At 33.6% G+C, this 705-nt stretch carries 1 pseudogene; it reads right to left on the minus strand.

The annotated features are described in order from the left end of the window. Positions 1 to 705, minus strand: a pseudogene (locus IU405_RS14560) (pectate lyase); the annotation flags it as partial.

Here is a 705-nt window from a genome sequence, read left to right on the forward strand (position 1 = left end):
AAACCAATGTTGTCACCTTCACTGCTATTTACATTCATACTTGCAATATTCCTGATTTCAATATTTGTAGCGTTTTTTATACGAATACCCCAACCATCAGCAACTGCATCATCTCCAATTCCTTCTAGTGTTATGTAACTATTCGAATTATTCTTGTTTTCAATAACAATATCTCCACTCAACATATAATCTAAATCAGTAATTTGTCCAACTAATCTTATAATGAGTGGGCGTGTATCACTTCCTTTTTTAAATCCGTCTAATATATTTTGCAAACCAATACAAGGGTTAGAATTTGCGCCAGCAACATTCAAAGAAATTGTATTTTTTGTATATTCGGTTATATAAATAATGACAGCATTTTCTTTTGGTGTTCCATCAGCTTTATAAGCTCCTGGAAATCTTCCGTTTGCAAATGCAAAACCAGTTCTATCATGTGGTAGTACATTTATTGAATTTGTTGTTGCGCCTGCATCTTCAACCCCACCAATTACAGCTTTTACAGTAAACGTATATGAACCAGCTTTCAATCCTATAATATCCGCTCTAAAATAGGAGCCATAACTCCGAATTTGTTCATTATCGATTTTTTTATTTGTGATTCCTTCTCCTGAATAATACACATTGTAACTTTCAGCATTTGAATCTGGAGCCCATTTAACATATCCAGCTTCTAGCCAACCAAATGATTCTGTGATAACAACT

Source organism: Polaribacter sp. BAL334 (genome assembly GCF_015767435.1).
Taxonomy (GTDB): Bacteria; Bacteroidota; Bacteroidia; order Flavobacteriales; family Flavobacteriaceae; genus Polaribacter.